Annotated in this window: 13 protein-coding genes; 6 read left to right on the forward strand and 7 right to left on the reverse strand. The window is 71.8% G+C overall.

From position 1 onward, the window contains the following. Positions 1-53: 53 nt before the first annotated feature. Entirely contained in the window at positions 54-962 is a 909-nt protein-coding gene (locus tag O2L01_RS13230) for an SDR family oxidoreductase (protein ID WP_270122414.1), read from the reverse strand. Positions 963-1,009: 47 nt separating this feature from the next. On the opposite strand from O2L01_RS13230, the gene O2L01_RS13235 reads away from it, so the two are divergent. The 3 genes from O2L01_RS13235 (at position 1,010) to O2L01_RS13245 (ending at position 3,825) form a co-directional block, all read left to right on the forward strand. Then, positions 1,010-1,588, forward strand: coding sequence for a TetR/AcrR family transcriptional regulator (locus tag O2L01_RS13235; RefSeq protein ID WP_270122415.1), 579 nt, complete (start codon positions 1,010-1,012; stop codon positions 1,586-1,588). Further along, the gene (locus O2L01_RS13240; protein ID WP_270122416.1) at positions 1,585-1,986 is read left to right on the forward strand and encodes a VOC family protein; all 402 of its coding nucleotides are present in this window, start codon (positions 1,585-1,587) and stop codon (positions 1,984-1,986) included. The genes O2L01_RS13235 and O2L01_RS13240 overlap by 4 nt, the downstream gene beginning before the upstream one ends. 171 nt (positions 1,987-2,157) lie before the next feature. Then, the gene (locus O2L01_RS13245; RefSeq protein WP_270122417.1) at positions 2,158-3,825 is read left to right on the forward strand and encodes a S8 family peptidase; all 1,668 of its coding nucleotides are present in this window, start codon (positions 2,158-2,160) and stop codon (positions 3,823-3,825) included. A gap of 292 nt (positions 3,826-4,117) precedes the next feature. Here the strand turns inward: O2L01_RS13245 and O2L01_RS13250 are convergent, their stop codons facing one another. Continuing rightward, on the reverse strand, positions 4,118-13,498 hold the full coding sequence (locus O2L01_RS13250) for a ricin-type beta-trefoil lectin domain protein (protein ID WP_270122418.1): 9,381 nt from the start codon (positions 13,496-13,498) through the stop codon (positions 4,118-4,120). A gap of 187 nt (positions 13,499-13,685) precedes the next feature. Further along, entirely contained in the window at positions 13,686-14,510 is an 825-nt protein-coding gene (locus O2L01_RS13255) for an SDR family NAD(P)-dependent oxidoreductase (protein WP_270122419.1), read from the reverse strand. A gap of 136 nt (positions 14,511-14,646) precedes the next feature. Here O2L01_RS13255 and O2L01_RS13260 point away from each other — a divergent pair, with 136 nt between their 5' ends. The 3 genes from O2L01_RS13260 to O2L01_RS13270 all read left to right on the forward strand — a co-directional run bounded on the left by O2L01_RS13260 (position 14,647) and on the right by O2L01_RS13270 (position 19,620). Beyond that, entirely contained in the window at positions 14,647-15,315 is a 669-nt protein-coding gene (locus O2L01_RS13260) for a TetR/AcrR family transcriptional regulator (RefSeq protein ID WP_270122420.1), read from the forward strand. A 165-nt stretch (positions 15,316-15,480) separates the two neighbouring features. Then, positions 15,481-16,212, forward strand: a complete 732-nt coding sequence (locus tag O2L01_RS13265) for a hypothetical protein (protein WP_270122421.1) — start codon at positions 15,481-15,483, stop codon at positions 16,210-16,212. A gap of 465 nt (positions 16,213-16,677) precedes the next feature. Further along, positions 16,678-19,620 (forward strand): AfsR/SARP family transcriptional regulator, encoded by a 2,943-nt coding sequence (locus O2L01_RS13270; RefSeq protein WP_270122422.1) that lies wholly within the window; start codon positions 16,678-16,680, stop codon positions 19,618-19,620. Here O2L01_RS13270 and O2L01_RS13275 read toward each other — a convergent pair. Genes O2L01_RS13275 through O2L01_RS13290 form a run of 4 tightly spaced genes read right to left on the reverse strand, consistent with a single transcriptional unit; the run spans position 19,538 to position 22,461 of the window. Continuing rightward, complete coding sequence (locus O2L01_RS13275) at positions 19,538-20,314, reverse strand: hypothetical protein (RefSeq protein ID WP_270122423.1); 777 nt, start codon at positions 20,312-20,314, stop codon at positions 19,538-19,540. The genes O2L01_RS13270 and O2L01_RS13275 overlap by 83 nt on opposite strands. A 9-nt stretch (positions 20,315-20,323) precedes the next feature. Next, on the reverse strand, positions 20,324-20,974 hold the full coding sequence (locus O2L01_RS13280; protein ID WP_270122424.1) for a hypothetical protein: 651 nt from the start codon (positions 20,972-20,974) through the stop codon (positions 20,324-20,326). A gap of 47 nt (positions 20,975-21,021) precedes the next feature. After that, entirely contained in the window at positions 21,022-21,798 is a 777-nt protein-coding gene (locus O2L01_RS13285) for a hypothetical protein (protein WP_270122425.1), read from the reverse strand. A gap of 9 nt (positions 21,799-21,807) precedes the next feature. Next, a complete protein-coding gene (locus tag O2L01_RS13290) occupies positions 21,808-22,461 on the reverse strand; it encodes a hypothetical protein (RefSeq protein ID WP_270122426.1) in 654 nt (217 codons plus the stop codon). Between the last annotated feature and the right edge of the window lie 11 nt (positions 22,462-22,472).

A 22,472-nucleotide genomic window follows, 5' to 3' on the forward strand; every position in this document is an offset into this window, starting at 1 on the left:
CACGAGAAGGCCGCTCCGCGCTCCGTGAGTCGGAGCGGCCCTTCGATTTCCGGTCAGCGGTATCCGGTGGTGTCGGCCGGCTTCCCGGCGCCTTGGACCTCGTCGAGGTAGCGCCAGCAGTCAGGGCGGGAGCCGTCGAGGTCGTTGAAGCCGTAGGCGATCGCGAGCGCGCCGCTGGAGGTGGACTCGCCGTTCCAGCGGGCCCGGTCGGGGTCGGCGGCCAGCGCCGCGACGGCGCGGCCGATGAAGCGGGGCGTTTCGGAGATGGCGAAGTGCGGTTCGCGGGTGAGGGCGTCGCGCCAGGTGTCCTCGGTGACGCCGAACTGCTCGAGCATGATCTCGGACCGCATCCAGCCGGGCGTCAGCGACAGCGAGGTCGCGCCGTGGGGCGCGAGGTCTTTGGCGTGCGCCCAGGCCATGCGGTTGACGGCGACTTTGGCGAGGTCGTAGAAGGGGGAGAGGCGGTAGTTGCGGGCGTTGTACTCGGCGGTGCCGTCGGTGATCTCGACGAGGAGGCCGCCGGGGCGTTCGATGAGCAGCGGCAGTGCGTGGTGCGCGGTGATGAGGTGGGTGTCGATGGCGAGGTGGAGGAGGCGGAGGCCGCCGTCGAGGTCGTGCTCCCAGACGGGCTTGCCCCACTCGGCGAGCAGTTCGCCGCCCCAGATGTCGTTGACGAGGACGTCGAGGCGTCCCTGTTCGGTCCTGATGCGGTCGACGAGCGCTCGGACCTGTTCGGGGTCGAGGTGGTCGACGGGGACGGCGATGCCGGTGCCGCCTGCGGCGGTGACGAGTTCGGCGGTGTCCTCGATGGTCTCGGGGCGGCCGTACTCGGACTGGCGTTCGCGCGTGGTGCGGCCGGTGACGTAGACCGTGGCGCCGGCCGCGCCGAGTTCGACGGCGATGCCGCGGCCGGCGCCGCGGGTGGCTCCGGCCACGAGGGCCACTGTGCCTGCGAGCGTCATGCTGGACTCCAATCGTTTATAAACGAACGGTAGGTTACTATACTGGCATGCCTCGACCGAAGACACGCTCCGATGAGTCCGTGCTCGACGCCGCCCTCGCGTTCATGCATGAGCGCGGCATCGAGCAGCTCAGCTTCGCCGCGGTCGCCGAGCGCTGCGGGCTCTCCCCCGCCACGCTCGTGCAGCGATTCGGCACCAAGCAGCAACTGCGACTCCGAGTCCTATTGCGAGCGTGGGACCACCTCGACACGCAGACCGCCGCCCTCGCGGCGTCGGCGCCGAAGACGCCCGACGGCGCGATCGGCCTCCTCATCGGCCTGAGCGGCGGCTTCGGGAGTATCGACAACTACGCCGACAGCCTGCTCCTGCTGCGCGAGGACCTGCGCGATCCGGTGCTGCGCCGACGCGGCGCCCACTGGGAGGGCGAGCTCGTGGCCGCCCTCGCAGCGTGCTTCGGAAAGGACGCGCCGCCGCAGCTCGGGCACGCCCTCGCCTCGCACTGGCAGGGCGCGATGACGTGGTGGGCGTTCCGCCCCGACCGCCCGATCGAGGACTACCTGCGGGAGAGCTTGACCGGATTCCTCGCGATGCTCGGGATCCCCGCGCCCCCTACGATGCGGCGATGAAGGCACACTTCGAATGCATCGTCCTCGACTGCGCCGATCCCCCGGCGCTGGCCGAGTTCTACCGGTCCGTCCTCGGCGGCGAGGTCGACCGGCCCGACGAGCGCTGGTCGCTCGCGGACGGTGGCGCGACCCTCCATCTCGACACCGGGTTCGCGCTCCTCTTCCAGCCGGTCGAGGACTACCGCCCGCCCCAGTGGCCCGATCCCGCGCACCCGCAGCAGATGCACTTGGACTTCGCCGTCCCCGACCTCGACGAGGCCGAGGCGGAAGTCCTCGCCAACGGTGCGACCCTCCTCGACGACCAGATCGGCTGGCGCGTCTACGCCGACCCAGCCGGCCATCCCTTCTGCCTGGTCCGGGATTGGTGGTCCGCCAAGCGCGACGACGACGGGGCCTAGCGGCGCGACCGGGTTCCACGGCGGGCACTCGTGTCAGAATGAGGCGATTTCACTCCATTGTGGAAGATTCATACGGATATCGGAGTAGCTTGACCAGGAGTTGAAGCGCCTGGCGAGGCTCGGCGATTCTGGAACCGAGACCATCGGCAGGCCTGGAGAAGGGTGATGCCCATGGGCAGCCTCAAGTCCCGAAATCCGTTCCGTTATCTCACCGCCGCCGTGGCCGCGGCCGGGGTCGGCATCGCGCTCGCCGCCTCGCCGGTCCACGCGCGCACCGCCGACGTCCTCGACGCCGGCAGCCCGAACGCGATCCCAGGCGAGTACATCGTGGCCTTCAAGGAGGCCACCGAGGCCGCCGAGGCCGCCGAGGCCGCCGACGCGCTGGTGCGCCGGTTCGACGGCCGGGTCGACACCCGGCTCGAGTCGATCAACGCCGTCGCCGTCCACATGGACGCGGCGGACGCCGCGCGGCTCGCCGCCGACCCGGCGGTGGACTATGTGGAGCAGAACCTCCGCGTCGAGACCGCCGCCACGCAGCTCAACCCGCCGGGCTGGGGCGCGGACCGGGTCGACCAGCGCACGCTGCCGCTCAACGGCTCCTACACGTACCCGAACGCCGGGACGGACGTGCACGCGTACATCATCGACACCGGGATCTGGCTCGATCACCCGGACTTCGCGGGCCGGCTCGATCCCGGCTACAGCGCGATCGTCCCGGACGGCAACTCCCGCGACTGCCACGGGCATGGCACCCACATCGCCGGGACGCTCGGCGGCACGCTCTACGGCATCGCGAAGCAGGTCCGGCTGGTGCCCGTCCAGGTGTTCAACTGCTCCGGCACCGGCGACTCCGTCTCGGTCATCGCCGGCGTCGAGTGGGTCACCCAGAACGCGGTCAAGCCCGCCGTCGCGACCATGAGCCTCACGGCGACCGCGAGCCAGGCGATCGACGCGGCCGTGGAGACGTCCCTCGCGTCGGGCGTCTCGTACTCGGTGGCGGCGGGCAACTTCGACGCCGACGCGTGCGGCTACTCCCCCGCCCGGGTGCCGGGGGTGCTCACCGTGGCGGCCGCCGACTCGACCGACACGCGCGTCTCGTTCTCGAACTGGGGCACCTGCGTCGACATGTTCGCGCCCGGCGTGAACGTCCGGTCGGACTACCTGTTCAACGTCACCACGCGGCTGTCCGGCACCTCGATCGCGGTGCCGCACGTCGCCGGGGCGGCCGCGATCTATCTGTCGGCCAACCCGACAGCGAGCCCGGCGACCGTGGCGTCCGCGTTGATCGGGAACTCGACGGCCAATGTGGTCATCGACCCGGCGGGCAGTCCCAACCGGACGCTGTTCATCAGCTTAGGTGAGGATGCGGGCCCGGTCGTTCCGACCGGGCCCGCACTCGTGCCGCATCAGGCGTGCTTGCGGGCCTTGCGGATCCTGCGGCCGAGCAGGAAGGCACCGGCGGCGACGGCCGCCGCGGCCACGGCCGCCGCCCACCACCACCAGACGCTGGCCTCGGGCTCCGGGTCGAGCAGTGCCGCTTGGTCGCTGGCGCAGCCGAGGACCGTGCCGTGGTCGGCGGCGGACACGCAGACGGTAGTCGTGAACGCCGTGCCGGTGCCCGTCTCGGTCGGCTGGTCCGGCTGCTCGACGACGACGAGCTGCCCCTGCTCGATCTGGTCGCCAGTGCCCGCGACGACGCTCTCGGCGATGTCGATGCGCTCCCCCGGGTCGAGCGAGACGGTCCAGCCGGGCCGACCGCCCGCGCTGTCGGGAGCCGGGTCGGCGTCGCGCAGTGTGAAACCGGCGGGCAGCAGGTGCGCGACCCGAAGGTCCACGTAGGACTCATCCCCGGTGTTCTCCACACTGATCGCGTAGGCGACCGAGTCGCCTTCGCGGACCGGCGCGCCCGGGTCGCCGTCGCGGACGACGGTGATGGCGATCGGACCCTCGTCGGCCGCCTGCGCCGGGGCCGCGCCGCCCAGGAGGGCCGCCGCGACTCCCGTCGCGCCCGCAGCCGTCCGAATCCAGTGCAGCATGGCCTTCTCCTCGCCCTCCGAGTACCGTTCCCGTGCCTGTTGTAGCCCACGCGGGCGCGCGGAGCGGCGCGACACGACCGAAACCTCCGCAGGACCTACCGTCGCCGGGCCCGCGGACGCGTCGCAGCCGTCGCGATGACCAGACCCGCCAGGATCGCACCGAGGCCGGTGAGGACGAGGGCGAGCGAGTCGCCGCCGGTCCGCGCCAGGCCGTCCGCGCCGTCGGAGTCGGCATCGCCGGAGTCGGAATCGCCGGGGTCACCGGCGTCCGCGTCGTCCGCATTCGATGTCCGGACGCCCCAGGTCGCCGTGTCCGAGCTGCCGTCCGGGTCGTTCGGGTCGAGGTTCAGCGCCGCGGTCCCGCCGTCCAGGTAGGCCGATTCGGGGGCGTCCTCGTCGACGCCCACGGTGATCGAGGCGGTCCAGCTCGTGGCCGGAGCGGCCTCGGCGATCGCCAGCGACTCGGTCGGCCGTGCCGCCTCGGGCAGGCCCGTCGTCGCGGCCTCGGCCTGCGGAGCCAGGTCGGTGTCGAAGGCGCAGACCACGGTGTCGCCGTCAGCCGTGCACCCGTTCGGCAGGTGACCGGCCACCGCGACGTGCTCGGGCATCCCGATCGCCACTGTGACCGGGCCGTCGAGGGTCGAGGGTCCGCTCGACTCGACGGTGAACTCCACTGTGGTCGTGTCCCCTGGTGCGGTCGCGGAGCCTTCGTTCACGCTGATCCTCCGGTCGTAGACGGGATCGCCCACGCCGCCGGGCACTCCGGTCTGGGAGGCGGTGTCGTTGCCGGCGTCGGGATCGACCGCGTCCGAGGCCACGGCGACGGTGTTGGTGATGTCCTGGCCGTCGCCCCGGTAGGACGGGTCGAGTCGCACGGTCATCGCGGCGGTCGCCGAAGCGCCCGGTTCCAGGTTGTCCGTGAGGGCGCACGAGACGGCCTGTCCCGCAGTGCTGCAGGCGATCGGCTCGCCGGTGTCGGCGTCCGCGGCCGCGACGAACGCGAGTTCGTCGGGCAGCGTGTCGGTGACGGTCACGTTATCGGCCGTCTCGGATCCGCCGAGGTTGGTGACGGTGACCAGGTAGCCGAAATCGGTGCCCGGGGTGACCGGCCCGGCCGTGTCGGGGTCGAACTCCTTGGCGACGGCGAGATCGGTGACGACCCGCACCGGCGGGCCGACGGCGGTCGCGCTGTCGCCCTCCGGATCGGTGTCGGCAACGACCATTGCGGTGTTCTCGATGGTCGTACCGCTGTCGACCGCCTCGTCGACCAGGACCGTGAGCTCGATCGTGGCGTCGTCACCGGGATCGAGATCGTCGAGGGCGCAGGAGACCTGCTGCCCGGAGGCGGAGCAGACGTCCGGGGACGCGGACACGAACGTCGTGCCCGGGTCGAGCTCATCGGTGACCGTGACGCCCGTGGCCGTGGACGGGCCGGCGTTGGCGGCGTCGATCGTCCACACCGCCTCCCGACCGGCGATCATCGTGTCCGGCGCGGTCTTGGTGATCGACAGGTCCGAGACGGCGTCGCTCACGCCGCCGTCCATCGTCGCGGGCGCGTCGTTGTTCGGCAGGGCCGGGTCGTCGTTCGAGGAGTCGACGCCGGCATGGCTGCTGATGTCCGAGCCGTCGCCGACGTAGTCCGGCTTGAGCCTGACGGTGACGATGAAGAACACCGACTCGTTCGGCTCGAGCCGGTCGATCGTCGGGCAGGTGATGGTCCCGCCGTAGACCCCGACCTCGCCGGTGCACCCGTCGATCGAGGACACGAACGCGAGCTCGGGCGGGAGCTGGTGGGTGACGACCACGTCCGTCGCCGTCGAGATCCCGTAGTTGTTGAGGCTCAGCAGGTTGTTCGTGGTCTGGCCGGGCGCGATCGGGCTCCCCGGGAAGGCCGCGAAGCCCTGCGTGAGCATGAGGTCGCCGCTGGGGCCGTTCACCGCGACCGCGGCGGCGGCCGCACTGTTGTTGCCGGGCACCGGGTCCGCGGTGGCGGACGAGACGACCCCGCTGCTGACCAGGTCGGAGCCGTCACCGGTGTACGAGGCGTCGAGCTCGACGGTCACGGTGAAGGTCCGAGTGGCCCCGACCGGGATCTCCCTGTCGGTGGCGCATGCGACCGTGTTGCCGTCACGCCGGCAGGCGGCGGCGGGCGGAACCGACTGGACCCAGTGGAGCGGAGCGGGCAGCGTGTCGGTGAAGGCCAGGCCCGCGGCGACCGAGGGCCCGGCGTTGGTGAGGGTCAGCTCGTACGTGAAGGTGTCGCCGGGCGTGACCGGGTCGGACGACGTGAGGGTCTTGACGACCGACAGGTCGGCGATCGGGGCCGCGGCGGCGCCCGTGGGCAGGCCGGCCCTCGCGGTGTCGTTGTCGCTCACCGGGTCGGGCGTCTCGCCGTCGACCGTTGCCCTGGCGCGGTACCGCTCGCCGCTTCCGGTGAACCGCGGGTGGAGTTTGACGGTGAGGGTGAAGGTCAGCTCGTCGCCGTTGGCCAGTGGCGCACCGGCCGCGCAGGTCACGGCCCTGCCGAAGGTCCCGGCGGTACCGGTGCACCCGCTCGGGGAGGCGACGAAGCCCAGCAGGATCGGCAGCTCGACGGTGACGACCGGGGCGGCGGCGTCCGACGGGCCCTCGTTCGCCACAGTCACCTGGTAGTCGAAGGACTGGCCAGGCGCGACTGCCTCGGTCCCCAAGGGGGCCATGGCCACCGAGAGGTCGGCGCTCACGCCGACCTCGGGGCCGGTCGCCGTCGCCGTCGTGTCCGGCGACGTGTTGGCGGTGGCGGTCGCCAGCTCGGCGGTGTTGTCGATCCGCGTGCCCGCCGGCGTGTCGGCGGCGAGCCGGACGGTCACCGCGACCGAGGCCGGCACTCCGTCCGCGACGGTCCCGATCTCGCAGGTGAGCAGGTTCGAGCCGTCGGCCGTGCAGGTCGCGCCGGTGGCGGACGCGAAGGTCAGCCGCGGGTCGAGCTGGTCGGTGATCACGACGCCGGTGGCGTCGGACGGCCCTTGGTTCTGGACGGTGAAGGTGTACTGCGCTTCAGCTCCGGCGGTCATCGATCCGGGCGGCGTCTGCGCGAGGGACACGGCCGCTTCGGCGATGGCCGTGAAGTCGGCGCTCGTCGTGGTGTCGTCCGCGGTGTTGGCGGTGGCCGTGGTGACCTCGGCCGTGTTGGTCAGCACCTCCCCGGCGGCGGCGGCCTCGTCCACGTCGGCGGTGAGCGTGAGGGCGACTGCGGCGCCGGGGCTCATCGCGCCGAGGGCGCAGGTGACGACGGCGCCGTCGGCGGTGCAGTCCGCACCCGTGGCCGAGGCGAAGGCCAGACCGGCGGGCAGCGTGTCGGTGACCGTCACGTCTTGGGCGGTCGAAGGCCCGGTGTTGGTGACGGTGAGTGTGAATGCGGCAGTGCTGCCCGCGACCGCCGAAGCGGGCGCGGTCTGCGTGATCGACACGGCGGCTTCAGCGGCCGCGACAGTGCCGCCGGGGACGCCGGCGGCGGCGGCGGTGTTGTTCGCCGTGTCGGGGTCGGCGCTGGCCGGTGTGGCGACGGCGGTGGCGGCGATGTCGTCTCCGGTGCCGTTGTAGGCGGGATCGAGCCGGACGGTGACGGTGAAGGTGGTCTGGTCACCGACCGCGAGTTCGTCCACAGTGGCGCAGATGACGGTGGCGCCGAAGTCGGCGTCCGCGGTGCAGTCGTCGCTCTCGACGAAGGCGAGCGCGGCGGGAAGCGCGTCGGTGACGGCGATGCCCGTGGCGGTCGAGGGCCCGGCGTTGGCCACGGTGAGCGAGTAGCCGAAGGTCTGTCCGGGCAGGACAGGGTCGCTGCCGATCACGGCGGCGGTCAGGCTGACGTCGGCGCGCGCGGCCGCGACCGATCCGCCGGGGACGCCGGCGGCGGCGGTGTTGTTCGCGGTGTCGGGATCGGCGGTGGTCGGCGTCGCGGTCGCGGTGCTGACCAGGTCGTCCCCGGTGCCGGTGTAGGCGGGGTCGATGCGGACCGTGACCGTGAAGGCCCGCTGCGCGCCGACCGCGAGTGAGTCCACTGTGGCGCAAGTGAGGTCCTGGCCGGTGGCGGTGCAGTCGTCGGACGCGACGAAGGCGAGCCCGGTCGGGAGCGCGTCCGTGACGGCGATGCCCGTGGCGGTCGAGGGACCGGCGTTGGCGACGGTGAGCGTGTAGTCGAAAGACTCACCGGGGGCCGCCTGGTTCGCACTGGCGGCGTTGGTGATCGCGACGTCCGCGCTCGGGGCGGCGACCGTGGGTGAGGCCTCGGCGGTGCCGGTGTTGTTGCCGCTGTCCGGATCGGCGGTGTCCGCGGTGACGGCGGCCGAGTTGGCGATGTCCGAGCCGTCCCCGGTGTAGTCGGCGGAGAGCCGCACGGTGAGCACCCAAGTGTGCGATCCGACCGGCAGCGCGTCGTCATGCGAGCAGGTGACCGTCTGACCCGAGACCGTGCATTCGTCCAGTGTGGAGGAGATGAAGGCGAGGTCGTCGTCGAGCGTGTCCGTCAGGGTCGCGCTCTGGGCGATGGACGGGCCGAGATTGTCCACGGTGAGCGCGTACCGGAAGGTCTCGCCGGGCCGCACCTCGGCGGTGGAGTCGAGCCGCTTGGTCAGCCGGAGGTCCGCCCCGGGCGCGCCGATGCTCGGGACGACCTCGGGCGCGGTGTTGTTCGCGGTGTCCGGGTCGGCGGTGGCGGCGGTCGCGGTCGCGGTGCTGCCGAGGTCGGCGCCGGTGCCCGTGTAGGCGGGGTCGACGGTCGCCCGGTAGAGGTGGGTGCGGGTGTCGCCCGCCGCGATCGCGGCGGTCGGGCCGCAGGTCACGGTCTGGCCGTCGGCGGTGCAGGCGTCGTTCGCGGCGCCGGCGAAGGTGAGGCCGTCCGGCAGCGTGTCGGTGACGGTGACGTCCGCGGCGTCCGAGGGCCCGGCGTTCGCGACCGAGACGCGGAAGTCGATGACGCCGCCGGGGATGACCTCGCCGGATGTGGTGATCTCCTTGGCGGTCTGGAGGTCCGCGGACGGGTCGGTCACGGTGACGCCGCCCGTGGCGGTCGCGGTGTCGTTGGCGGCCACCGGGTCGTCGGTGTCGGAGGCGACGGTCGCGGTGTCGGTGAGGTCGCTGCCGTCGCCGGTGTAGTCGGCGTCCACTTTGGCCGTGGCGTCGAAGCTCGCGGTGGCGAGCCTGGCGAGCTGGAGCGCGCCGAGCGCTTCGGGCGGGCAGGTCAGCGTCTGCCCGGCGAGGGTGCAGCCGCTCGGGTAGGCGTCCCAGCTCATGCCGGCCCCGAGCGTGGCCGTGACGGCGGGGTTGACGGCGGTGGACGGGCCGTTGTTGTGGACGCTGGCCCGGTAGGTGAAGGTCGCGCCGGGGGCGATCGACGGCGAGCCGACCACGGCCGCGTCCATCGACAGGTCGGCCTCCCCGGCGGCGAGGGCCGGGACGCCGGTCAGATCGGTGCTGTCGTTGGCGCTGTTCGGGTCCGCGGTGCCCGAGGCGACCGCGGCGGCGTTCACCACGTCCGTGCCCGACCCTGTGTACGCGGGGTCGAGTTCCACGGTGACGGGGTACGCGACCGTGTTGCTGCCAGCCGCCGCGGGCAGCGACCCGAGCGGTCCACAGGTGACAGTGCCGCCGAGTTCGCCCACGGTGCCGGTGCAGTCGGCGGCGGACACGAAGGAGACCGAGGCGGGCAGCGTGTCGGTCACGGCGACGTCCGCCGCATCGCTCGGGCCGAGGTTCTCGACGGTGAGGGTGTAGGTGAACTGCTCGCCGGGAGCGACGTGTCCGGCGTCGGCCGCACTGGACTTGGCGATCGCGAGGTCGGCGGACGGGGCGGACACGCCGCCCGCGGAGAGCTGCTCGGAGTCGGAGTTGTTCGCGGTATCGGGGTCGGCGGTGGCGGCCGAGGTCGCGGTGGCGGCGTTGGCGAGGTCGCCGCCGTCGCCGGTGTAGTCGGCGTCGACGGTCGCCGCCAGGTGGTAGGCGACGGCCGCGCCGGGCGCGAGCGAGGCGATCCGCGGGCAGGTCACGTCCTGACCGGAGGCGGTGCATCCCTCCAGTGAGGATGCGAAGGTCATCCCGTTCGGGAGCGTGTCCGTGATGTCCACGTCGACCGCCGTCGACGGGCCGTCGTTGAGGGTGTTGAGGGTGTAGGTGATGGTCTCGCCGGGGGCGACCGGGCCGGGCGTGATCTGGGCCTTGGACATCGAGACGTCGGCGCGCGCGGCGGCGACGGTGCCGCCGGGCAGGCCGGCAGCGGCGGTGCTGTTCCCGCCGTCCGGGTCGGCGACGTCCGAGACGGCCGCGGCCGAGCTGGTGACGGCGGCGTCCGAACCGGTGCCGGTGTACGCCGGGTCGAGCCTGACCGTGATCAGCAGGGCGGCCTCATCGCCGCGTCCGAGCGCGCCCGGTTCGCAGGTGACGGTGCCGCCGTATTCGCCTGCGGCGCCGGTGCATCCGGACTCGGAGGCGACGAACGCCAGCGCCGACGGCAGGTCGACGGTGACGACGGTGCCGGGGGCGGCCGAGGGCCCCTGGTCGACGACGTCGACGAGGTACGTGAAGGTCTCGCCGGGCGCGATGGGCGTGTCGGTCGTGGTCTGGTTCGTCAGGGCTAGGTCGGCGCTCGCGTCGCCGACGGCCGGGACGGCGGTGCCCGAGGTGTTGTTCGCGGTGTCGGGGTCGGCGGTGGCGGCGGTGACGGCAGCGCTGTTGGGCAGGTCGGTGCCGGTGCCGGTGTAGGCGGGGTCGACCTGCGCGGTGAGCGTGATGGTCTGGGTGCCGGGCGCGAGCGCGGCGTAGTCGCAGGTGACCGTGGGGCCCGCGGCTTCGCAGGTCGCTCCGGTGCCGGTGGCGGACACGTAGGCGAGCTGGGCGGGGAGCGTGTCGGTGACGGCGGCGTCGACGGCGGTGGAGGGGCCGTCGTTGTGGACGGTGAGCGTGTACTCGAACTGGTCGCCGGGCGTGACGGTGCCTGCGGCGGCGGTCTTGTCGATGTGGAGGTCGGCGGAGGCGGCGGCGACGTCGATCGCCCATTCGGCGGTGTCGTTGCCCGCGTTGGCGTCCTCGCCGCCGGCGACCAGCGCGGTGCCGGTGGCGGTGCCTTCGGCCGCGGCGGGGTCGACGGTGTAGGCGAGGGTCAGGTCGGTCTCGGCGCCGGGTGCGACTCCGGCGGGGACGGTGCAGGTGAGCTCCCGTTCCGTGCCGGTGCATCCGGTGGGTTGGCTGCCGGTGTCCCAGGTGGCGGCGGGAGGGGCCTGGAGGGTCACGGTCGCGTCGGTGACCGAGGTGGAGGGACCCTGGTTGCGGAGGGTGAAGGTGACTTCGCCGCCTTGACCGGGGACGACGGTGGCGGGGTCGGTGGCGGTGAGGCCGAAGTCGGCGGCGGCGTCTCCGGCGGTGACGGTCAGGTCCGCGGTGTTGTTGCCCGCGTTGGGGTCGAGCACGTAGTCGACGGCGGCGGCGCCGGTGAAGACGGTGCCGGCGGCGGTGTCGGCGGGCACGGCGGCGGTGAAGGCGAGGCCGGTCGAGGCGCCGACGGTCAGGGTCGCGGCGGGGATGGTGCACGTGGCGGTGCCGTCCCCGTTGTCGGCGCAGCGGGAGTCCAGATCGGAGACGGCGGCGCCGTCGGGGAAGGTGAGGGTGACGACGGCGCCCTCGGCGGCGTCGGCCGGGCCGTTGTTGCGGATGGTGGCGGTGACGGTCCCGGAGGTGCCGGGCGCGAGCGTGACGGGCTCGGAGGTGACTTCGAGGTCGGTGTAGTTGCTGACGGTGGTGTGGGTCGAGGCGCCGGCGGCGCCGTTGTTGCCGATGCCGGAGGGCATGGTGATGCGGGCGGTGTTGGTGACGGTGGTCCCGGCGGCGGCGGTCGCGACGGTGCCGGTGACGGTGATGACGGCCTGCCCGCCGGCGGGGACGTCGACGGTGGTGGCGATGTCGTTGCCGGTGCCCGAGGCGGTGCCGCACGAGCCGGAGCCGGTGGCGGTGCAGGTCCACGAGTCGACGTCGATGTCGGCGGGGACGGTGTCGGTGACGGTGGCGCCGACCAGTCCGGTGGCGCCGTCGTTGGCGACGGTGAGGGTGTACTCGATGGGGCCGCCGGGGAGGGCGGTGTCGCCGCCGGTCTTGGTGACGTCCAGCGTGACGTCGGCGTCGACGGCCAGGGTGTGGGCGGCGGTGTTGTTGCCCGATTCGGCGTCCCTGGACTTGCCGGAGACTGAGGCGGTCGCCGTGACGTCACCGATGGTGCCGCCCGCGCTCAGGCCCGAGGCGACGGTGCCGGTGACGGTGAACGCGGCCGCGGCGGTGTTCGCGAAGGTGTTCGTGGGCCCGGTGCAGGTCTTGGCGGCGAGCGCGCAGGTCCAGCCCGTGGGCCCGGTGATGCCGGTGACGGTGAACCCGTCGGGCGCGGCGAAGACGGCTTTGGGGACGCCGGCGGTGTCGGGTCCGTTGTTGGTGAGGGTGAAGGGGACCTCGACGGCGGTGCTGGGCTCGACGGTGGTGCGGGTGGCCCTGCCGCCGGTCGCGGTGTTGGACATGGCCAGGTCGGAGGCGAGGTAGCCGACGGTGATCTTGGAGCAGGCCGTGTCGTTGCTCGCGACGACATCGTTTGTGGGGGCGAGGGTGTTCGTGCCGCAGACCTGGTACTCGGCGCCGGGGACGGCGTCGGCGGGGATCGCGGTGTTGACGAGGACGGTGCCGGTGCTCCCGGTCGTCCAGGTGGCGCCGGCCGGGCAGGACGCGGCGGTGGCGGAGGCAACAGTGCAGTCGGCGTAGCCGGTGCTGGCGGCGTTGTAGCGCTGCAGGTTCGCGATCGTGAGGCCGGTGTCGGCGGTGACCGCGAAGCTGTTGTAGCTGGCGGCCTGCGGCCCGGAGTTGAACACGGTGAACTGCGGTTGCACGGTCGCGCCGGGTTTGCCGGTGGTGTTCGCGGCCGTGACGCGCATGTCCACGGAGCCGATCGAGAACTGCTCGTACGCGGCGGTGGTCGCGCACGGGCTGCGCACGACCGACGCGGTGGAGGTGATGGCGCCGTCCTTGATGGCCATGCAGACGCCCGCGTAGGTGTTGATGAAGCCGCCCGCGGGGGCGCCGGTGGCCGAGTTCGCCTTGAGCTGGTACGGCCAGGTGGCGTTGGTCGCGCCGGAGGCGCAGGAGGTGGTGAGTGTGAGCGGGTTGTTCGCGCTGCTGTTGTTGCCCGGGTTGCCGATGCACCGGGTGGTGTCCGACTGGAGCTGGATCCGGTCGTCGCCGGTGATGGTCCACCGCTGCATCGAGTCGTCCTCGCCGCAAGGACGCAGGCGCAGGGCCGCCGTACCGACGGCGGCGTTGGCCGTCACGCACAGGTCGGGGTGCTGGGTCGGGGTGATGTAGACGTCGGTGACGGCGGAGCTGAACGTGCCCGCCCGGGCGGGCGCGGGGACGGCGAGCATCCCGACCGCCGCGATGGCGGTCACCGCCACGAGCACCCCGACGCGTCGCATTCCTGCGATCGAATCCACTGTCGCCACCCCGGTCCCCGCGCTGTCACTATGAGCGACGAAAGAATAACAATGAGGATCGATTACCGTCCCATTTAGGACGAAACAGCGGCGCAAGAGGCGGTTCGCGGGTGCCGGCATGGCCCATGCGCGGACCGGCACCCGCCCGTATTCCGATCGGACCCGGGTCTCAGAAGTCGACGGATTCGGAGACGGCCCGCCAGCGTTCGTCGGACTCGGCCTGTGCCGCGGCCGTCGCTGCCGCGAGCGCGTAGGCGTCGGCTCCTATGACGAGGCGCAGCGGCGCGTCGTCGCGGCCGGCCAGGTCCCGCACGACATCGGCCACTTTGGAGGGGTCGATGGGCTCGGTGCCCGCGGCGGCGCGGCGGCGCTCGGCGGAGGCGCCGACGGTGGGCAGGTACGGGTCGCTGATCGGCGGGATGGCCATCGAGGAGCCCGACCAGTCCGTGCGCATGCCGCCCGGCTCCAGCACGGTCACCTTGACGCCGAGCGGGGCGACCTCCTGGGCGAGGACGGTGGAGAAGCCGCCGACGGCCCACTTCGCGCTCTGGTAGGCGGCCAGCCCGACCGAGCCGACGCGGCCGCCGATCGAGGAGACCTGGAAGAGGTGGCCCGCGTCCTGCTCGCGCAGGATCGGGAGCACGGCCTTGGTCACGTGGACCACGCCGTAGAAGTTGGTGTCGATCTGCGCCTTGAAGTCGTCGAGCGCGATGTCCTCGACGGCGGCGAGGTCGCCGTAGCCGGCGTTGTTGACCACGACGTCCAGGCGGCCGAACGCGTCGACCGCTGCCTTGACGGCGCTTCGGACGGCGGCGTCGTCGGCCACGTCGAGCGCGATCGGCAGGACGCGGCTTCCGTACCGCTCGACCAGATCCTGGAGCTGTCGCGGATCGCGGGCGGTGGCGGCGACGCGGTCGCCCGCGTCGAGCGCCGCGGTGACGATGGCGCGGCCCAGACCGCGGGAGCTGCCGGTGACGAACCAGACCTTGGACATGGTTTCCCTCGTTTCGTGATGCGAACGGCCGCCGCCCTAGAAGTCGGACGTTTTACAGACCGTCGGTCCGTTGTCTCTCGAATCTAACGCACCTTCGGTCTGTTATCAAGAGACCGGAAGTCTGTAAGCTGTGTCCATGACGACATTCCAGCGCGCACGCTCGGCCGAACAGCGGGAGCACCGCCGCGAGGCCATCCTGGAGACCGCCGCCGGCATGCTCGAGGCGATGCCGGTCGCCGAGCTGTCCCTCAACGAACTGGCCCGCCGCGTCGGCCTCGCCAAGTCGAACGTGCTGCGCTACTTCGAATCACGCGAAGCCGTCCTGCTCGAACTGCTCGACCGGGCCGAGGGGCGCTGGCTCGCCGAGCTGCCGCCCCGGCTCGAGGAGGCGGTCACGGCCGACGTCGCCGCCGAGCGCGCCGAGCAGCTCGCCGCGGCCGTCGCCGCCTCGCTCACGGACGAGCGGATCCTGTGCGACCTCCTCAGCGCCCAGGCCGCCGTGCTCGAACGCAACGTCTCCGCCGAGGTCGCCCTCCGCTACAAGCGGGCCGCCACCCGCCACCGCGCCGTCCTGACCGACCTGATCCGGCGCCACCTCCCCGAGACCGGCGACGCCGCCGAGCAGCTCTGCCGCCACATCATCCTGGTCACCGGGGCCGTCGCCACCCACGCCCGTCCTTCGGCTAGCGTCGTCGCCGCCTACGAGGCCGACCCCGCGATCGGGGCCATGCGCATCGACTTCACCGAGTACCTCCGCACCACCATCGCCACCCTCGCCGCAGGCACCCTCGCCCGGGCGTCCTGACACGACCGTCGCCGCACCGGACGGACCTGTCCGCCGATTTTCCAAGCCGGTTTCACGCATGAATATTCGGGACAGCGCGCAGGAATGCGAGATTCGCTGACGAAGCGTCCAACTGGGACTAGCTTCAATTCGTCAGCTTGGCAAATCCAATGGAGGAACATGCCGATGAAGACGTCCACGAAAAAGAAACCGCAGGTCAAGCGGGCCCTGATGATGCGGAAGCCGCCGTCGAAGGCGTCCGCGCGCGGGCGCTCCAAGCTCAATCGCCGAGTGGCGACGGGCGCGGCGGTGGCCGGTGCCGTAGGCATCGCCGCGGCGGGCATCGCGATCGCCGCGAGCCGGACCGAACGCCCGATCCCGAAGCTCCCGGCGCCCGGCGCGACCATCGAGATGGATCTCATCTCGAAGGGCATCGAGCTGGTCTTCGTCGGCCACAAGGTCAACACGGGACCGCTCAAGGGCAACATCACGTTCGAGGTCAGCGCGAACACCGGCGACCCGACCTCGGTGCAGACGAAGGTGAGCGAGTTCTTCCTGACCTCGCCCGCCAAGCAGGGCGGCATCACTATCGCCATCGAGCCGAGCAAGCGCGACGACGGCGACCAGTCGGTGCTGCGGCACCACCGGACCCAGTCGCCGACCTTCGAGCACACGCTCAACCTGCCGCTCAAGATCACGGTCAGGTACCCGGAGGTGCTCGGCCTGCCGGCCGACACCGAGGAACCGCTCTCGCTGTCGGTCCGGACTCCCGCCGTCCTGGTGGGAAAGCTCGCCGGGTTCCCCGACAAGGGCGCCCGCTACCGGCTGAAGGAGACGATCGCCCTGGCTCTGCCGGGCCAGCCGAACACGGACGTGGCGACGATCGAGAAGTTCCCCGTCAAGGTCGAGGGACTTTAGACCGACGTCCACCTGCGGCACCCGATCCGGGACGCCGCAGCAGCGCGCGGCCCCTGCTCTCCGTTCCCCACAAGGGATCGCATGAGAGCGGGGGCCTCGGCCCATCCCCCGGAGCGCCGCCGTCCCGTCTTGTACGGCCCCCGCAAACCTTCCCCCTTCTGCTCGGCGGGTCCTCTGGATCCCAGCCGTTCGCCACGGGTGGCGACATCGACCCCGAGTACATGGCGTTGATCGAAGCCGCCTCGCGGTCCTGACGGGGCCGCCCGGCCCGGCGTGCTCGACAGCGCCGAGCCCGCCTTCGAGACCGAAGGCCGGGTCAGCTGGGAGCGCCCTGGGACTTCGCAGACCCCTGTGCACGCCAAGGCCATCGGTCCACTCCCCCCGATGCAACCAGGGCGAGCGACGCGGCGTATGACGTCTGAGTGAACGCATACTCCGCCCGCACCCACACCGCAGGGAGTCGCCATGACCGCCAATGCACAGGAGTTTCGAGTGCTGGGGCCGGTGGAAATAGTGGTGGACGGCAGGCCGGCCGCCATCGGCGCGGCCAAACCGCGGACCCTGCTGGCGCTGCTGCTGCTCGACGCGAACCGGCCGGTCGAGCGCGACTGGCTGATCGAGCAGCTCTGGGGCGAGAAGCCGCCCAACAGCGCCGAGGCGACACTGCGAACCTATGTGTACCAACTGCGAAAGCGCCTGCGCGGCAATGACGCCGTGGCTCTGCACAGCCGGAGCCAGGGGTACGTCCTGGAGGCCCCCGCCGGAACGGTCGACGCGCAGCGTTTCGACGCGCTGGCCAAGCGCGGTCGGCAGGCGTTGCAGCGCAACCGGTCCGACGAGGGCATCACGGCACTGCGCGAAGGCCTGGGGCTCTGGCGCGGCCCCGCCTCGTTCGCGGACATCGACGCCGCAGCTGTGCGGGACAAAGCCCGGCTGCTCGACGACCTGCGGCTGGAGGTCGTCGAGCAGTGCCTGGCCGCGGAGCTGGAAGCGGATTCGCCCGTGACCACCGTCGCGGAACTGGAAGCGCTCACACTCGCGCACCCGCTGCGGGAAGGCTTCTGGCGCCTGCTCATGCTCGGCCTGTACGGTGCCGGACGGCAGGCCGAAGCGCTCGCGGCGTACCAGCGGCTGTACCGACTGCTCGACGCGGAGCTGGGCATCAAACCCTCACCGCCGATCGAGGAACTGCACCGCCAGATCCTGCAGTACGACCCGCGACTGCGACCCGCTGCTCCCGAGAACGCCACGGCGGCAGGCGGGTCGCGGCCGACGGTGCCGCGGCAACTCCCGTCCTCGGCCCCGCACTTCACCGGCCGGGAAGCCCAACTGTCCTCATTGGATTCCTTGCTCGCCGCTCCGGTCGAATCGGCCGGAGCGGCGACGGCCGCGATCATCACCGGCGCCGCCGGAATGGGGAAGACCGCGCTCGCGGTCCACTGGGCGCACCGGGTCGCCGACCGCTTCCCCGACGGCCAGCTGTACGTCAGCCTGCGCGGATTCGATCCCGTCGGGCAGCCGCTCAAGGCCGGCGAGGCGCTCCGGTCCCTCCTCGAGGCGCTGCACACGCCGCCGATGCGGATACCGCGCGACCTGGACGCGCAGGCCGCCCTGTACCGCAGTCTGCTGGTGGGCAGACGGGTCCTCGTAGTCATCGACAACGCCCGCGACCTCGACCAGGTCACCCCGCTCCTGCCCGGCACCGCCACGAGCCTCGCACTGGTCACCAGCCGCAACAGCCTCTCCGGGCTCTCCGCCCACGGCGCCGTCCCGATCACCCTGACGGGCCTCGCCGCCGAGGACGCGGAGCGGTTCCTGGAGCACCGCATCCGCGACCGGCGAACGGCCGCCGAACCCGAAGCCGCCGAACGGATCATCGCCGCCTGCGACGGGCTCCCACTCGCGCTGGCCATTGTCGCCGCACGCGCCGCCGCGCGGCCGGACTTCTCCCTGACCGCCCTCGCCGCTTCGCTCGACGACGCCAACGACCGCCTCGACGCGCTCGCCGACCCCGACCCCACGGTCGATCTCCGCGCCGTCTTCTCCTGGTCGTACCAAGCCCTCACCGCCGATGCGGCACGGCTGTTCCGGCTCCTCAGCACTCATCCGGGCCCGGAGATCACCACGGCGGCCGCCGCGGCCGTCGCGGGCATCACCGCGCACGCGGCGAACCGGCTCCTCATCGAACTGTCCCGCGGCAACCTGCTCAACGAACCGACACCCGGACGGTTCGCCTTCCACGATCTCCTGCGGGCATACTCCGCCGAGCTCGCCGAGACCGTCGACTCGAAGCGGGAGCGGGACGACGCGACCCGGCGACTGCTGGACTTCTACCTCCACACCGCTTACGCCGCAAGCCGTCTGACCGACCCGAACCGCGACCCGATCCCCCTCGCCGACCCGCCCGCCGACATCACGCCCTTCCGTCTGGCCGACGGCGAGACCGCCATGGCGTGGTTCGCATCCGAGGGCGCGGCCCTGACGACCGCGGTCCAAGCGGCGGCCGAGCGCCGCCTCGACACCCACTGCTGGCAACTCGCCTGGACCCTCCGGGACCATCTCGACCGCGGGCCATGGCAAGAACAGACGGCCGTCTGGCAGACGGCCCTGGAGGCCGCCCGACGACTCGACGACGCCGACGCCGAAGTCCGAGTGAGCCGCCCGCTCGCCGAGGCGTACAGCCAGATCGGACGCACCGACGACGCCGGCGCGCTCCTCGACCGGACACTGGACCTGTGCCGGGACCTGAACGACCGCACCGGCGAAGCCCATGCCCACCTCATCCGCGGCCGGTTCTTCGAACGGCAGGAGCGGTTCGACGAGGCGATCGCCAGCGCCCGATGCGCGCTCGAGCTGTACCGGGCCGCGGATCATCTCGAGGGCCAAGGCAGCGCCCTCAACGCGATCGGTTGGTACCACTCCATGTCCGGCGACCACCGGACGGCGCTGGCCTACTGCGAGGAGGCCATGAAGCTCATGGAGTCGATCGGGGACCGCCACGGCCAGGCCACCGCGGCGGACAGCCTCGGCTACGCCCACCACCATCTCGGACGGCATGCCCGGGCCATCGCCTTCTATGAGCACGCGCTCGCCCTGTACCGGGACCTCGGCAGCCGAACGGGCGAGGCCGACACCGTCGTCAATCTCGGCGACGCCCAGCACGCCATCGGCGATACCGAAGCGGCGCAGCGCACTTGGCGGCGCGCCCTGGCCATCTTCGACCACCTCGGCCACCCCGGCGCGGAGAAGGTCCGGGCCAGACTCGCTCCGTTAGCCGACCGCTCCATGGTGAGGGCCCGGGTCCGGTCGGACCCGGGCCCTCCGCTTACACGCAGGAGTTCATGGTCGAGAACGCCTCCGCTTCGGACTGCGCGGCGGTGTCCGGGACGGCCTCCGCCAGGGCGCTGACGAGCGCGTCGGCGCTCTGGCCGGCCAGCAGCTCCTCGACGCCTTGGTCGGGCTCGTCTTCGGCCGCGGCGGCGAAGGCCGCCGCGTTCTGCACGGTGCCTTCGGATTCGCCGTTGCCGAGGATGCCGTCGTCGAACGGGATCTCCGAGCCTTCACCGAGGCCGAGCCATTGGGCCGGGGCGTACTCGCCGTCCTCGTCGCAGAGGGCGGCCTGCCAGCGGACGGCCATGACGTACTGGTGTCCGACCTCGACGCGGGGGAACTCCGAGAGCGCCAGCTTCACGGGATCGGCGGTGTCGCCGTCGGTGAAGTGCCATCCGAGGGCCGAGTAGTTCCAGCTCGTGGGCGCGGCTTTCGGCGCGCCGTCCCTCGACCAGAGCACGTCCTCGACCGTGAGCGCGACGGTCCGGCCGATGACGCCTTCGCCGCGTTCGATCTCCTCCGCGCCCGGGGCGATGCTCGCCTCGGAGACGGCCTCGACGACGATGACGTGGTCGGCGTAAGTGACCCAGTCGGCGGCCGTGATGCTCGGAAGGTTGTCGGTGCCCTCGCCCAGCAGCACTTCCTGGGACGCCGCGGCCGGTCGGTCGCCGGGGTCTGATGCGGGAGCGGCCAGCGCCGCGACGGCGATGCCGGTGACGGAGGCGGCCGCGATGATGCCGGCGGCGGCCGCGATGCGGTTGCGGGTTCTCACGGGTCCTCCTCAGTAGGTGGCGTTGATGTTCTCGATGTTGTTCGCCCCGAGCCCGTCCCCGGGGCTGGTCGGCGTCCTCATGCATCCGAGTTTCGGATCGCTGTTGCTGCGCTGCGGCGCGGACTTGCCGCCGTGCAGCAGGCCGACGGCGTGGCCGGTCTCGTGGCAGGTGCGGCCGTGCGTGTAGTAGCCGGCGCCGCGGATGCGGATGTACTGCTGGTCGCATTTGGTGGTGCTGGCGGCGTTGTTGCAGAAGGTGACGCCGAGGGTGCTGGAGGACATGCCCACCGAGCTCTCCTCGTAGACGATGTCGGTCTCCGCGCTGCCGGAGAACGAGGGCGTCGAGTCGTAGGAGACGCTGAAGTCGGTCGGCGCGTACTCCTGGGCCATGACCTCGAAGACGACGTCGCGGTCCACGGTCTCGAGCATGTTGGAGCCGGAGCTGTCCATGTAGTACGTGAGGGTCGCGTTGTCGGTCTGGCACGAGACCTGCCCGTCGGGGCCGCCCTCGCTGAAGCACGCGGTCGTCTCGTACTGGGTGGGGTACATGTTGTCGGTGTACGCGGCCCAGGCGACGCCCGAGGTGACCGCGACGGTCGTGAAGGCGGCGATGGAAATGCATGCGGCCCTGAGGCTCAGGCGTTTCGCTGTTCTCGGCATGGGGGTTTCCTTTCCTGGCCGATCGGGGGTGCGGTGGCGCATGTCGGTCACACGCAGGCGTTCTCGGCGGCGAAGGCCGCCAGCTCGGATTGCGCCGCGGTGTCCGGCGCTGCGCTTTCCAGGGCGCTCACGATCGCGTCGGCGCCCTGGCCGGCCAGCAGCTCTTCGACGCCCTGGTCGGGCTCGTCTTCGGCCGCGGCGGCGAAGGCCGCCGCGTCCTGCACGGTGCCTTCGGACTCGCCGTTGCCGAGGATGTCCCCGTCGTAGGGGATCTCCGAGCCTTCGCCGAGACCGCGCCACATGGCCGGGGTGTACTCGCCGTCCTCGTCGCAGACGGCCGCTTCCCAGCGGACGGCCATGACGTACTGGTGGCCGACCTCGATCCTGGGGAGGTCGTGGAAGGCCATCTCGACGGCGGCGGCGGTGTCCCCGTCGCTGAAGGCCCAGCCGAGGCCCGAGTAGTCCCAGGTCGCGGGGGCCGCGTGCGTGGCGCCCTCCCGCGTCCACAGCACGTCTTCGACTGTGAGCGAGATGATGCGGCCGATGACGCCCTCGCCGCGTTCGACCTCCTCTGCGGACGGCGCGATGGCCTGCTCCGTCACGGCCTCGACGACGATGACGTGGTCGGCGTAGGTGACCCAGTCGGCGGCCGTGACGCTCGGGAGGTGGTCGCTGCCCTGCCCCAGCATGATCTCTTCGGCGGCGGGGGCCGCTTGGTCCTCGGGGTGTGCTCCGGGCGCGGCGATGGCCGCGACGATGATGCCGGTGACGGAGGCGGCCGCGATGATGCCGGCGGCGGCCGCGATGCGGTTGCGGGTTCTCACGGGTCCTCCTCAGTAGGTGGCGTTGATGTTCTCGATGTTGTTCGCCCCGAGCGTGCGGTCGGCGTCGGTCGGCGTCGTCATGCATCCGAGTTTCGTGTCGGTGTTGCTCCGCTTCGGCGCCGCGGCGTCGCCGTGGGTCAGCCCGACGGCGTGGCCGGTCTCGTGGCAGGTGAGGCCGTAGGTGTAGGAGCCGCCGCCGCGGATGCGGATGTACTGCTGGTCGCATTTGATGCTGCTGGCGGCGTTGTTGCAGAAGGTGCCGCCGTCAGCGCTCGCGGGGACGCCGATGCCGCTCTCCTCGTAGACGATGTCGGTCTCCGCGCTGCCGGAGAACGAGGGCGTCGAGTCGTAGGAGACGGAGAGGTCGGTCGGCGCGTACTCGCCCGACATGACGTTGTTGACGACCGAGCGGTCGACGGCCTCGAGCATGTTCGAGCCGGAACTGTCCATGTAGTACGTGACCGTCGCGTTGTCGGTCTGGCAGAAGCCCGGACCGGTGGGGCTGCTGATGCTGAAGCAGCCCACCGTCAGGTACTGGGTGGGGTACATGTTGTCGGTGTACGCGGCCCAGGCGACGCCCGCCGTGACTGCGACGGTCGTGAAGGAGGCGATGAATATGCATGCGGCCCTGAGGCTCAGACGCCTCTTGGTCGTTCGCGGCATAGGGGTTCCCT

Source organism: Glycomyces lechevalierae (assembly GCF_027622945.1).
GTDB classification, from domain to species: Bacteria; Actinomycetota; Actinomycetes; order Mycobacteriales; family Micromonosporaceae; genus Glycomyces; species Glycomyces rutgersensis.